The sequence below is a fragment of the Pseudomonas sp. NFACC16-2 genome (genome assembly GCF_900119205.1).
GTDB classification, from domain to species: Bacteria; Pseudomonadota; Gammaproteobacteria; order Pseudomonadales; family Pseudomonadaceae; genus Aquipseudomonas; species Aquipseudomonas fluorescens_Q.
The window spans coordinates 22,911-36,438 of sequence record NZ_FPIX01000008.1; the positions used below are offsets into that span (position 1 = coordinate 22,911).

At 63.8% G+C, this 13,528-nt stretch carries 8 protein-coding genes; 6 read left to right on the top strand and 2 right to left on the bottom strand.

Annotated features, from left to right (window positions below; genetic code table 11):
- Positions 1-3 precede the first annotated feature (3 nt).
- Positions 4-495 carry a GNAT family N-acetyltransferase gene (locus BT116_RS09240; protein WP_072342567.1) on the top strand — a complete coding sequence of 164 codons (492 nt, stop codon included), beginning with the start codon at positions 4-6 and terminating at the stop codon, positions 493-495.
- A gap of 290 nt (positions 496-785) precedes the next feature.
- Here the strand turns inward: BT116_RS09240 and BT116_RS09245 are convergent, their stop codons facing one another.
- Together BT116_RS09245 and BT116_RS09250 are read right to left on the bottom strand one after the other, a co-directional pair.
- Positions 786-1,097, bottom strand: coding sequence for a DUF6916 family protein (locus tag BT116_RS09245; RefSeq protein WP_072342571.1), 312 nt, complete (start codon positions 1,095-1,097; stop codon positions 786-788).
- 46 nt (positions 1,098-1,143) lie between these two features.
- On the bottom strand, positions 1,144-1,731 hold the full coding sequence (locus tag BT116_RS09250) for a phage tail protein (protein ID WP_072342574.1): 588 nt from the start codon (positions 1,729-1,731) through the stop codon (positions 1,144-1,146).
- A gap of 297 nt (positions 1,732-2,028) precedes the next feature.
- On the opposite strand from BT116_RS09250, the gene BT116_RS09255 reads away from it, so the two are divergent.
- From BT116_RS09255 to BT116_RS09275, 5 genes are read left to right on the top strand one after another with little or no spacing between them, the layout of a single operon-like run.
- A complete protein-coding gene (locus BT116_RS09255) occupies positions 2,029-2,874 on the top strand; it encodes a sulfotransferase family protein (protein WP_072342577.1) in 846 nt (281 codons plus the stop codon).
- A 51-nt stretch (positions 2,875-2,925) separates the two neighbouring features.
- On the top strand, positions 2,926-10,164 hold the full coding sequence (locus BT116_RS09260) for an Ig-like domain-containing protein (RefSeq protein WP_072342580.1): 7,239 nt from the start codon (positions 2,926-2,928) through the stop codon (positions 10,162-10,164).
- 40 nt (positions 10,165-10,204) lie between these two features.
- Positions 10,205-11,719 carry a TolC family protein gene (locus BT116_RS09265; protein WP_072342582.1) on the top strand — a complete coding sequence of 505 codons (1,515 nt, stop codon included), beginning with the start codon at positions 10,205-10,207 and terminating at the stop codon, positions 11,717-11,719.
- A gap of 12 nt (positions 11,720-11,731) precedes the next feature.
- Positions 11,732-12,517: an aspartyl/asparaginyl beta-hydroxylase domain-containing protein gene (locus tag BT116_RS09270; RefSeq protein WP_072342585.1), complete on the top strand. Its 786-nt coding sequence runs from the start codon at positions 11,732-11,734 to the stop codon at positions 12,515-12,517.
- On the top strand, positions 12,505-13,494 hold the full coding sequence (locus tag BT116_RS09275) for a sulfotransferase family protein (RefSeq protein ID WP_072342588.1): 990 nt from the start codon (positions 12,505-12,507) through the stop codon (positions 13,492-13,494). The genes BT116_RS09270 and BT116_RS09275 overlap by 13 nt, the downstream gene beginning before the upstream one ends.
- The last annotated feature ends 34 nt before the right edge of the window (positions 13,495-13,528 follow it).

A 13,528-nucleotide genomic window follows, 5' to 3' on the forward strand; every position in this document is an offset into this window, starting at 1 on the left:
AGCATGGATTCAGTGGCGGCGGAGGGATTGGTGGTGCGGCCATCGCGGCTCAGCGATGGTCCGTTCTTGCAGAGCCTTTACCAGGCGGCACGACCGGATCTGCAATGGATCGACGGCGAGCATGAGCAGGTGCGGCAGGTGATTGCCCAGCAGTTCCAGGTGCAGGAACAGGGGATGGGGGAGAACTTTCCCAATGCCATGCATTACGTGGTGGAAAAACTAGGCACCGCTATCGGCGCCTTGAGCACTGATTTTGGTCCCAATGAAATTCGCGTGCTGTACCTGGCCTTTATTCCTCAGGCCCGCGGGCAAAGCTATGGCCGGGCGGTGCTGCAAGGGGTGCAAAAAGCTGCGCAACAGATCCGCTGCCCGGTGGCGACCGTGGTCTGGACCAGCAACCCCCATGCACGCCGGCACTACCTGGCGCTGGGTTTCGAAGTGCAGGAAAGCAACCCGGCGGCGGAGCGGTTGGTCTGGTATCCGAAAGGCAACTGAACAGTGCCTGACTGGCCACCTGTTCAATGTGGGAGCGAGCTTGCTCGCGATGAGGGCGGTATCCAACATGGATGCAAGCTGACCCTCCGCCATCGCGAGCAAGCTCGCGAAGGCGTCAGCCCAGACAACTCGTGGATTGGCTTGAAGCTGATCGTCCCCACGCTCTGCGTCACCTTCCAGAAGCGGAACGCGGAGCGTCCCTGGCGGCATTCCCACGCAGGAGCGTGGGAACGATCGAACCGCCAGTCCCTTGTGGGAGCGGGTTTGCTCCCACAAGGAATCATCAGTCTTTAGTTAAACGCGATATAGAAGTATCCCTGCGCCGGATCCCGTCCCATGGGCGGTATCCGTGATACGAACACCCCTTCGATCTTGCCCAGTTCCGGCACCTCCAGCCCGCACAGGCCGTCCACGAACGCGGTGCTCTCCAGGCTGTTGAACTCGACGCTGAAGGGCATGCGCTCGGTGTTCGGCATCTTCGCCCGAGGTGTTTCTTCAAGGGTTTCGAAGCGCACCGGCAGGCAACTGCCGTCGGGCAGGGTCAGGCTGCCGGTCTGGCCCAGCAGCGGTTGGAAATGGCGGCTATGAACCTGTTGCAGCATGTCGATACTCCAAAAGACCGGAGGAGCGGCGTCCCCCGGCGCGTCATCAGTTGCGTGATGGGAAAATGCCTTGCAGGGCGATGCTGAAGTTGACCGCCAGGAACGGATTCATGATTGCCAGCGGCAGGCCATTGCCCGCAGGAGCGACTGAACCGCTGACCGTCGTGCTCACCCCTTGTAGCGCCACCGGTGAGGCGCCTAGCTGGTCGGAATAGATATTCGCCGCGCCCGGCCCGGTGCCCGAGGTGCCGATGAACGAGTTGGTGGCCGTGGGCGTGTTCACCGGATTGTTGGCCGGGTTCGCCAGTTGCAGGGTGGTGTTGGCGGTAATACCGGTGAGGGCGTGGGTGTGGGTGGGCAGGTTGTTGACGGTTGGCGTGACGCTCTCGGTGCCGGAAACGGTGCCGATGACCCGCGGGGTCAGGCCCAGGCCATTGCCTTGACCCATGGGCATACGCCCTCGCAGGTCAGGCAGCAGGAAGGTGGTCTGGCCGTTGCCTCCATATGTCACACCGATCAGCGCGAACAAGGTCTGGTATTGGGCCAGGCTGAGCGTTTGCCCGTTGCACAGGGCCCAACCGCTGGGTGCGAAGTCGAAAGCGAACGGCTGGATAGTCCCGATGAATACTTCCATAGAATCCTCATCCCTCAGGTAATTGGTCTGATGGTGCCCGGAGGGATACGGAGTGCGATCAGCCCGACTCCATTCTTTCCCTGGCCTGGTCACGCACGGCTGAGCGTAGACGCAGATGTCGGAATTTGCCGGGGCACGACAGTTGAAAAATGTTGCCGGGCGACTTAATCGATTCAGGCGCAAGAGCTGCTGATACCGTCCGTCTTTTTTACAGTTCAGGCTGGCCTTGATGTCAAAGTGGTACTAGGCGAGGTTTATTTCCTCGGCTACGCTCTGGGTACAAAAGGACTACAAACGGTGAAGGGATTGTCACAGTTTCACTTTATTTCTGGCTTGCCGCGCTCGGGCTCGACCCTTCTTTCTGCAATCCTGTTGCAGAATCCGCGCTTCCACGCCGGCATGACCAGTCCGGTCGGTTCGCTGTTCAGCAGCGTGCTGCAACAGTGCAGCGCCGGCAGTGAATTCGGTTCGGTGATCGACACCGACCTGCGCCGCCGCCTGTTGCGCGGGCTGTTCGACTCCTACTACGCCGACAAGGCCGACAAGCCTGTCATCTTCGACACCAATCGCCAGTGGTGCGCGCGCCTGCCGGCCCTGCAAGACCTGTTTCCCCAAGCCAAGACCATCGCCTGCGTGCGCAACGTCGCCTGGGTGCTCGACAGCCTGGAGCGGTTGTATCGCGCCAATCCTTTCGAGAACACCAAACTGTTCAACGACGATGACGAGCGCAACACCGTCTACAGCCGTTGCGAAACCCTGGCCCAGCGCAACCGCCTGGTGGGGTTTGCCTGGACGGCGCTCAAAGAGGCCTATTACGGCGAGAACGCCGAGTCGTTGTTGGTCGTTGACTACGACCTGCTGAGCCAGGCACCGGAGCGGGTCATGCGACTGGTGTACGAGTTCATCGGCGAGCCCTGGTTCGAACACGATTTCAATCACTTGACCTACGACGCACCGGCCTTCGACCAGGCCCTGGGCGTTGCCGGCCTGCACAAGGTCAAGCCCAAGGTCGCGCCACAAGCCCGGCGCACGCTGCTGCCGCCGGACCTGTTCGAAAAGTTTGCCGAGTTGTCGTTCTGGCGCGATGGGTCTGCCAGCGCGGCCAATGTCATTCGTATGAAAACCGACGCCGCGATCAGTTGATTGCGGTTTTTCTCATTTTGCGTATTCAAAGTTCGAGCCCAGGTGATCGTCATGTGGTGGAGCAAAGGCAAATCGCGGGTAACCGAGGGCACACAGGCCCTGGCATCGCCAATGATCATGTCCCTGGAACCGCGCATGCTGTTCGACGGCGCGGTGGCCGCGACCGTGGCCGAGGCCGCGCAACCGGAGGCTCATCCCACTGCTGACGCAGCCAAGACACCGACGGCCGACCAGTCGGTCGACACCCATGCGCCCCAGGGCCAGGTCGATGCCACCGAGGCCGCCGTGCCGGGCAAGTCCGTGGTGTTTGTCGATTCCCGGGTCAAGGATGCCGCCAGCCTGCTCGAGGGGGTCGCTCCGGGTACCCAGGTGGTGCAACTCGACGCTACCAAGGACGGCCTGCAACAGATTGCCGACTACCTGGACACCCACCAGGGCGTGAGTTCGGTGCAAATCATCGCCCACGGCAACGCTGGCGATTTGTGGCTGGGCAACGCCTACCTGTCGGCGGACAACGTCCAGGCCCGCAGTGAGGTACTGGCGCAGATCGGCCAGGACATGAACGCCGGTGGCGATATCCTGATCTACGGCTGCTACACCGCCGAGGGTGACCGGGGCCTGGCACTGGTCGATTCGCTGGCGCAGTTGACCGGCCGCGACGTGGCGGCCTCCAATGACCGCACGGGCTTGGGCGGCGACTGGGACCTGGAAATTGCCACCGGCAATATCGAAAGCGCCAACGTGCTGTCCGCCAGTGCGATGAGCGAATACCAGTGGGGCCTCGCCACCTGGACCGCCACCAATAACGCCAACACTGGCGTGGGCTCGTTGCGCGCGGCCCTGGCCTCTGCGCAGAACGGCGACATCGTCACCTTCAGCAGCAGCATGACCGTCGCGCTGACCCAGGTGCTGGTGGTCAACAAGAACGTGACCATCGACGGCGACCTCAATAACGACAACGTGGCCGATGTCACCCTCGATGGGCAATTCCGCACCCAGGTCCTCAACGTGACGTCCGGTACGACGGCGACCCTCGATGGCCTGGTGATTACCCGCGGCATGGTGGCGGGCGACGGTGGTAATGGCGGCGTCGACGCGGCAGTCGCCAAGGCCGGCGGGATCTACAATGCCGGGACCCTGACCCTGCGCAACGTCACGATCACCGCGAACGCCGCATCGGGCGGTGGCGGCGGTGGCGGCGTGACCCCGCAATACGCCGGTGGCGGTGGCGGCGGTGGTGGTGCGGTCGGCAGCGGCACCGGCGGCCGGGGCGGCGACACGCTCAATGCCACAGGCTCGGCCGGCTCGACCGGGCAGGGCGGTGCCGGCGGTGGATTCTTCAATATGGGCGGGCGTGGCGGTTCTTCCAGCGGTGGCTTGGGTGGCTCGGCGTATCCGGGCTACAGCACCGGTTCCTCCGGCGGCACGGCCGCCAGCGCCGGGCTGTCCATCGGTGGCGGCGGTGGTGGCGACGGCTATAACGACATCGGTGGTGCCGGTGGCGGCGCGGTCGGCGGGATCTACAACGACACGGGCGCGACCCTGCGGATCATCGGCAATTCGGTCATCTCCAACAACATCGGCGCGGGCGGTGGTGGCGGTGGCGGCGGTGCCGGTGGTGGTTACACCCAGGCGGGCGGTGCCGGTGGCGTGGGTGTCGGTGCGATCTGGAACAAGGGTTCGATCCTGATTACCGCGGCCAACTTCGCGGCCCTGGCCGGCAACGTCGGCGGCAGCGGCACCGGTGGAACGAGTGCCGGCACGGCAGGTGTCTCGCCGAGTTCGGTGGCCAACGTCTATGGCGACGGCGGCACCATCAATACCAACTATGTGCCGGACGAAACGCCGCCCACCGCGACTGTCGTGGTGGCCAACACCAACCTGAACTCTGGCGGCACGTCGCAGGTGACCATTACCTTCTCCGAGGCGGTGACGGGGCTGACCGCGGCGGACCTGACCGTACAGAACGGCACCATCGGCACGCTGACCAGCGGCGACGGCGGCATCACCTGGACCGGCACGCTGACGGCGGCAAGCAACATCGCCGATACCACCAACATCATCACCTTGAACAACACTGGTGTGGCGGACCTGGCCGGTAACGCCGGGGTGGGCACTACCGACTCGAACAATTACATCGTCAACGACACCGTGGCGCCGACGGCGTCCATCGTGGTATCTGACACGGCCCTCAGGAACGGTGAAACCTCGCTGGTGACCATCACCTTCTCCGAGGCGGTCAGCGGATTGACCACGGCCGACCTGACGGTGGCCAACGGCACCCTCAGCGGCCTGAGCAGCAGTGACGGTGGTATCACCTGGACGGCAACCCTGACACCCGACGCCGCTGTCACCGACACCACCAATCTGGTGGTGCTGAACAATACCGGTGTCGCGGACCTGAGTGGTAACGCCGGCGTTGGCACCACCAACTCCAACAACTATGCGATCGACACCGTGCTGCCGACCGCCACGATCGTGGTGACTGACACGGCGCTGAGCGCCGGTGAAACATCCTTGGTGACGATCACGTTCAACGAGGCGGTCAGTGGTTTCACCACCGCTGACCTGACGGTGGCCAACGGCACGGTCACCGGGCTGAGCACCAGCGACGGTGGCATCACCTGGACCGCAACGCTGACCCCGACCGCCAGCGTCAGCGATACCAGCAACCTGATTACGTTGAGCAACAGCGGCATTGCCGATCTGTCCGGCAACGCCGGTACCGGCACCACCGACTCGAACAACTACGCCATCGATACCCTGCGCCCGACCGCCACGATCGTGGTGGCCGACAACGCGTTGAACATCGGTGAAACCTCCCTGGTGACGATTACCTTCAGCGAGGCGGTGACAGGTTTCACCCTGGCCGACCTGACCGTTGCCAACGGCTCCCTGAGCGGGCTAAGCAGCAGCGACGGCGGTATCACCTGGACCGCGACGCTCACCCCAAGCGCCAGCATCACGGATGCCACCAACCTGATTGTCCTGGCCAATACCGGCGTACTGGACGCGGCCGGTAACGCTGGCACCGGCACCACCAGTTCCAACAACTATGCCGTCGACACCGCGCGCCCGACCGCGACCATCGTCGTCGCCGACAACGCCTTGAGTATCGGCGAAACCTCGCTGGTGACCATCACCTTCAACGAGGCAGTGACCGGCTTCACCACCGCCGACCTGACGGTCGCCAACGGCACCCTGACCGGGCTGAGCAGCAGCGACGGCGGTATCACCTGGACCGCGACACTGACCCCAAGCGCCAGCATCAGCGACGCCACCAACCTGATCACCCTGGATAACACCGGCGTGGCGGACGCCGCCGGCAACGCCGGCAGCGGTACCACCGACTCCAACAACTACGCCATCGACACGGCGCGCCCCACCGCCACCATCGTCGTCGCCGATACGGCCGTCGCCCTGGGCGAAACCTCGGTGGTGACCATCACTTTCAGCGAGGCGGTGACCGGCTTCACCCTCGCTGACCTGACGGTCGCCAATGGTAGCCTGAGCGGGCTGAGCACCAGCGACAACATCACCTACACCGCGACCTTCACCCCGAGTGCGGGCATCAGCGACACCAGCAACCTGATCACCCTGGACAACACCGGTGTCGTGGACGGGGCGGGCAACGCCGGCAGCGGCACCACCGACTCGAACAACTACGGTGTCGATACGCTGCGCCCGACCGCCACCATCGTGGTGGCGGACAACGCGCTGAGCGTTGGCGAAACGTCACTGGTGACCATTACGTTCTCCGAGGCGGTCACAGGTTTCGACAACTCGGACCTGACCGTAGCCAACGGCACGCTCAGCGCGGTCAGCAGCAGCGACGGCGGCTTCACCTGGACCGCCACCCTGACCCCGAACCTGGGGGTCAGCGACGCCACCAACCTGATCATCCTGAACAACACCGGCATCAGCGATGCGGCGGGCAATACCGGCACTGGCACCACCAACTCCAACAACTACCAGGTCGACACCAACGTGCCCACGGCGACCATCGTGGTGGCCGATACGTCGCTGAGTATTGGTGAAACGTCCCTGGTGACCATCACCTTCAACGACGCCGTGAATGGCTTCGACAACAGCGACCTGAGCATCAGCAACGGTACGCTGAGCAGTGTTTCGTCCAGCGATGGCGGCGTGACCTGGACGGCGACGTTCACCCCGAGCGCCGGCATTTCCGACACCAGCAACCTGATCACCCTGGACAACACCGGCGTGCGCAACGGCGCGAACAACGCCGGGGTCGGCACCACCGATTCCAACAACTACGCCGTCGACACGGTGCGCCCAACGGCGACCATCGTCGTCGCCGACACGGCCATTGCCGCTGGCGAAACCTCGCTGGTGACCATCACCTTCAGCGAGGCGGTGACCGCGTTCACCAGTGCCGACCTGACGGTTGCCAACGGCGTGATTTCCGGCCTGAGCAGCAGTGACGGTGGCATCACCTGGACCGCGACCTTCACACCGACCGCTGGCGTCACGGACACCAGCAACGTCATTTCGCTCAACAGTGGTGGCATCGTTGACTTGGCCGGTAACGTCAACGTCGGCACCACCGACTCGAATAACTACGCCGTCGATACGCTGCGCCCGACCGCCACCATCGTGGTGGCGGACAACGCGCTGAGCGTTGGCGAAACGTCCCTGGTGACCATCACCTTCTCCGAAGCGGTCACAGGTTTCGACAACTCGGACCTGAGCGTGACCAACGGCACCCTGAGCGCGGTCAGCAGCAGCGATGGCGGTATCACCTGGACCGCGGTCTTCACCCCGGCCTTAGGCATCCGGGACACGACCAACCTCATCGTGCTGGACAACACCGGCGTGAGCGATGCGGCGGGCAATGCCGGCACGGGCGCGACCAACTCCAATAACTACGCCATCGACACCCAGGTACCGACCGCCACCATCGTGGTGGCCGATACGTCCCTGAGCATCGGTGAAACCAGCCAGGTGACCATTACCTTCAACGAAGCGGTGAGCGGTTTCGACAACAGCGACCTGACCATCAGCAACGGCACGCTGAGCAATGTGTCGTCCTCCGACGGCGGCGTTACCTGGACGGCCACGTTTACACCGAGTGCGAGCATTGCCGATACCAGCAACCTGATCACCCTGGACAATACCGGTGTCGTCAACGTCTCGGGCAACGCTGGCGTCGGCACCACCGATTCCAACAACTACGCCATCGACACGGTGCGCCCGACGGCGACCATCGTTGTCGCCGACACGGCCCTCGCCGCGGGCGAGACGTCGCTGGTGACCATCACCTTCAGCGAGGCCGTGACCGGCTTCACCAGTGCCGACCTGAGCGTTGCCAACGGTTCGCTCAGCGGCCTGAGCAGCAACGATGGCGGCATCACCTGGACGGCCACGCTCACACCGACCGTTGGCATTTCCGACACCAGCAACCTGATCACCCTGGACAACAGCGGCGTGGCCGACCTGGCGGGCAACGCGGGCAGCGGCACCACCGACTCGAACAACTATGCCGTGGACACCCAGTTGCCGACCGCCACCATCGTGCTCAGCGATACAACGTTGAGGCCGGGTGAAACTGCGCAAGTGACCATCACCTTCAGCGAGGCGGTAACAGGCTTCAGCAATGCTGACTTGAGCGTGGCCAACGGTACCCTGAGCGCCGTCAGTAGCAGCGACGGCGGCCTGACCTGGACGGCGACCTTCACGCCAACCCTCGGTGTGAGCGACACCAGCAACCTGATCACCCTGGACAATACCGGTGTGAACGACGCGGCTGGCAACGCTGGCGCGGGCACCACCAATTCGGCCAACTACGCGGTCGAGACCCGGCTGCCAACCGCCACGATCGTGGTGGCCGACAACGCCCTCGCGGTCGGTGAAACCTCATTGGTGACCATCACTTTCTCGGAGGCGGTCAGTGGCTTCGACAACAGTGACCTGAGCATCAGCAACGGTACACTGAGCAACGTTTCGTCCAGCGATGGCGGCGTGACCTGGACCGCGACGTTCACCCCAGCGAGCAACGTCACGGACACCACCAACCTGATCAGCCTGGACACCAGCGGCGTGGTCAACGTATCGGGCAACAGCGGTGTCGGTGTGGTGGACTCCAACAACTACGCAATCGACACGGTTCGCCCTGGCGCCACCATCACCGTGGGCGACACCACCCTGGGCATCGGCCAGAGCACCACCGTGACTATCACCTTCACCGAGGCGGTGTCCGGTTTCGACCTGTCGGATCTCAGTGTCGCCAATGGTGTGTTGTCCAACCTCGCCAGCAGTGACGGTGGCCTGACCTGGACAGCGACCCTGACACCGACTGCCGGCGTCAACGATGCCACCAACCTGATCCTGCTCGACGCCAGCAACGTGCAGGACCTGGCCGGCAACGCCGGCGTGGGCATCGCGATCTCCGCCAACTACGCGCTCGATGCCACCCGGCCGACGGCAACCATCGTGGTCGCCGACCCGAACCTGACGGTGGGCGAGACGACCCAGGTGACCTTCACCTTCAGCGAAGCGGTGACGGATTTTGACCTGTCGGACCTCAGCGTCACCAACGGTGAACTGACCAACCTGTCCACCAGCGATGGCGGCAAGACCTGGACCGCGACGTTCACACCGACGGTGAACCTCACTGATCCGAGCAACTTCATTGCCCTGGACACCAGCAACGTCAGCGACCTGTCGGGCAACGCCGGGGCCAGCGTGGCGGTGTCCAACAACTATGCGATCGACACCGTGGTGCCCAACGATGTGAAGCCGCCGCCGGAGTTCCTGACCTCCGACCCGGTCACGGTTATCCCGCCGTCCGAGGTGCCGCTGCAACCGATCGTCTTTACCCCGCCGACCGGCAATCTCGGTTCGCCGCTGGGGTTCCCGCCGCTGTTCGAGCAACGGGACGTGGGCGGGGGCCTGCGACCGATTGGGGATATTTTCATCAACCATGGCGCGCTGGCGCCGAGCTACATCGCCCAGGTCTTCAGCACTGACGCCGCTGGCGACGGTAGCGGCCAAGGGTTCCTGGGCTTTGGTGGTGGCGATGGTGGGGTATTCGGCAGCAGCACGCTGTCGACCCTGTTCAACCAGGACTCCGGCTCCGAGGGCGAATCGATGGACGCCTTCGACAGCCAGTCGATGCAGGGCGGCGATGTGTCCCAAGGGCTGCGCGGGATGTTCGGGGCGCCAACCCTGGGTCAACAACTGCAACACCTCAAGGACACTGAACAACGTCAGGTCGACAGCCTGGCAACCGCGTTACGACAGGTCGGCATCAGCCAAGTGCAGGCCTGAATTCTAAAAAATATTGGGGCAGCCAGGGGCAATCCAGGGAATGAATAGAAGTCAGAAGTTATTCGGCATGAGTTTGCTGGCGTTGGTGGTGAGTGGATGTGCGGTCACCAGCGATCCGATCGAGCGTAGCGTCAGCGAACAGCGCGCTCGAACCGACCTGCAGAATATGTACAAGGATCAGGAGCCGCTCAGCGGCCCGCTGACCCTGCACCAGGCCATGGCCCGGGCAGTGAAGTACAACCTCGAAGGCCGCTTGAAGATCATGGAGGAAGCCCTGGCCAAGCGTCAGCTGGACCTGGCCAGTTTCGACATGCTGCCGCGCATGGCCCTGGATGCCGGTTATGTGGGCCGCAACAATGTCAGCGCCTCCAGCAGCCAGAGCGTGGAAACCGGTACCCAGTCCCTGGAACCGTCGACCTCCCAGGACCGCGACCGCGAGGTGGCGGACCTGACCATGGTCTGGAACGTGCTCGATTTCGGCGTCAGCTACATCAGCGCCAAGCAGGCCGGGGACCAGCGCCTGATCGTGCAAGAGCGCCGGCGCAAGGTGATCAACACCATCGTCCAGGACGTGCGTTCGGCCTACTGGCGCGCCATGGCCGCCGAGCGCCTGCTCAAGCAGATCGACAGCCTGATGGCCCGGGTCGAGACGGCGCGCGGCAACAGCCAGAGCATGAGCGAACAGCGCATCGGTGACCCGGTGCAGGCCCTGGGTTACCAGCGCTCGCTGATCCAGGCCACCCGCCAACTGGAAGAGCAACGCCGGGCGCTGTCCCTGGCCAAGACCGAACTGGCGACCCTGATCAACTTGCCCTTGGGTACCGAGCTGACCCTGGCGACCCAGGATGAATACGCCATCCCGGAACTCAAGGTCGACCTGGCCCGTCTCGAACAGGAAGCCCTGGCCAGCCGCCCGGAGCTGCGCGAGCAGGATTACCAGACCCGCATCACCGCCGCCGAAACCCGCAAGGCCATGCTGCGCCTGCTGCCGGGGTTGGAGTTTTCCGCCGGCGGGCATTACGACAGCAACTCGTTCCTGGTGGAACAGGGCTGGGCTGACTACGGTGTGAAAGTCACCTGGAACCTGTTCAACGTGATCTCCGCCCCGGCGGCCATCGACGTGGCCAAGGCCGGTGAAGAAGTGGCCTCGGCGCGGCGCCAGGCGATGTCGATTGCCGTGCTGGCGCAGCTGTACGTCGCCAACGCCAACTATCGCGAAGCGCTGCGCCAGTTCAAGACCAGCCAGCAACTGTCGGACATTGACGGGCAGATTGTCGGTCAATTGCGCAATCGGCACCAGGCTGCCGGCATTGGCGAGCTGGATCTGATCCAGGGTGAACTGAATACCTTGCAGGCCGATCTGCGCCGGGACCTGGCCTACGCTGACCTGCGCAACGCCTACGGGCAGATCTTTGCCAGTGCCGGCCTCGACCCGCTGCCAAACGAAGTGCAATCGACCGCAGTCCAGTCGATTGCCACGGCGCTGGCTAACCGTGAAGCGGCCTGGGCCCAGGGCGACATCACGGTGCCGACGACGGCCGCGGTGACTCAGTAACCGGGCGCTGGCATGACGCGCCCGGCGTTTTCCCGGCTGCCGGTGGCGGTGAACCTGCCGTTGCTGTTGCAGGCACTGGCCGCCATTGAAGACGAGCGCTGGCAGGGGCATTTCAACAGTGCCTATTACAGCGGCGACTGGAGCGGTGTGGCGCTGATTTCAGCGGCCGATGCCTTGACCGAGTTGTCTCCCGGGCGCGGTCTGCCTGTGACGCGCGCGCCTTGGTCAGAGGATCGTCGTTGGCGCGAAGCGTTGCGTGATTGCTCCCTGGCGATCGTCTCGGCCCGGCTATTGCGGCTCGGGCCGGGTGGGTGCATCCACGAGCATCGCGACTATGACCTGGGCGGGCCGGACGCCGACCTGCGCCTGCACATTCCGCTGCTCAGCCCGCCGCAAGTGGACTTCTGGCTGGATGATCAGCGTGTGCCTATGACGGCCGGCGAGTGCTGGTTTCTCGACTTGTCGCGACCTCATCGCGTCGATAACCGCAGTGCCGAGCCCAGAGTTCATCTGGTGCTCGATTGCCGCCCGGGGCCCTGGTTGGAGCGGCAGATTGCCGCTGGGTTGCCCACTACACCGGCAGCTGGCGGCGAGCGTAGCGACTTCGCCCGTTTTCAGCAGTACGTAGAAACGGATATCCAATTCGCCCGAACCTTGCAGAGCGTGCATGACGTAGACGCTTTCATTGAGTGCGCAATTGCGCTGGGTGCCGGACAAGGCCTGCACTTCACCGCGCAAGAACTCCGGGCGGCCATGCGCAACGGTCGCCGGCAGTGGAGAGACCAGTGCAAAGCCTGAACCTGGACGGCTGGCTGCCGATCCGCGTGTGGCAAGAGGCTGGGCAGTGGTGGGTCGATTGGTGCTGGTTCGGCGATGCGCGACTGTCACAGCCATTCTTTGGCGATGCGGTGGAAGACGCCCTGCGCCTGCCCTTCAACCAGGCGTTCCGCCGCCGGACTCCCTTGGACGCCCTCGGTCAGTGGCAACGACAAGCCCCGGGATTGGAGCCCAGCGCATTCATTTTCCATGCCTCTCGCTGCGGCTCGACATTGATCAGCCAGATGCTTGCCCAATTGGACGATCACATCGTCATTTCGGAACCACCGCCCTTGGATACGTTGCTGCGCTGTGATTTGCCATCGCTTGAGCGGTGCGTGGCGCTCAAGGGTTTGATGTCGGCCTATGGGCAGCGCCGCCGAGGTGTGGAGCAACGGCTGGTGGTCAAGCTCGACGCTTGGAACATCGGTGAGTTGGCGCTGTTGCGAGAATGTTTTCCCGACACCCCCAGGCTGTTCCTGTACCGCGACCCTTTGGAAATCGCCGTCTCCCATCTGCGTCGTCCTGGCCTGCACATGGTGCCGGGGATGATCGGGACGAGTGTGCTGGACGATGGGTTGCCGTTCAGTAGCCCGGAAGATTTCATCTCGCGCCGGGTGGGGCGGTTGTTGGCGACGGGTTTGGACCACTGTCAGGTATTGGGTGCAGTGGCGGTCAACTACACCGAACTGCCCGAGGTGATGACGGGCAAGCTGGCGGCGTTTTTCCGGCTTGATGAGGAGCAAGGCAGGCAAGTGTTCGCCGCAGTGGGGCAGCATGCCAAGCAGCCGGCGCAGGCGTTTGTTGGCGATAGCGAGGACAAGCGCCGCGAGGCCTCGGTGTTGTTGCGAGAGCGGATCATGCGCTGGGCGCAGGGGCCTTACGAAGCGCTCGAGATGCTACGCGGTCGCTCTTGTGGCGAGGGGATTTATCCCCGCTGGGCTGCGAAGCAGCCCTAAAATCTGGCCCCTCGGTATGCCAGGTTGTTGGGTG

Coding starts and splice junctions, on each gene's coding strand:
- BT116_RS09240 (WP_072342567.1), top strand. CDS start 4: ATGGATTCAGTGGCGGCGGAGGGATTGGTGGTGCGGCCATCGCGGCTC.
- BT116_RS09245 (WP_072342571.1), bottom strand. CDS start 1,097: ATGCTGCAACAGGTTCATAGCCGCCATTTCCAACCGCTGCTGGGCCAG.
- BT116_RS09250 (WP_072342574.1), bottom strand. CDS start 1,731: ATGGAAGTATTCATCGGGACTATCCAGCCGTTCGCTTTCGACTTCGCA.
- BT116_RS09260 (WP_072342580.1), top strand. CDS start 2,926: ATGTGGTGGAGCAAAGGCAAATCGCGGGTAACCGAGGGCACACAGGCC.
- BT116_RS09265 (WP_072342582.1), top strand. CDS start 10,205: ATGAATAGAAGTCAGAAGTTATTCGGCATGAGTTTGCTGGCGTTGGTG.
- BT116_RS09270 (WP_072342585.1), top strand. CDS start 11,732: ATGACGCGCCCGGCGTTTTCCCGGCTGCCGGTGGCGGTGAACCTGCCG.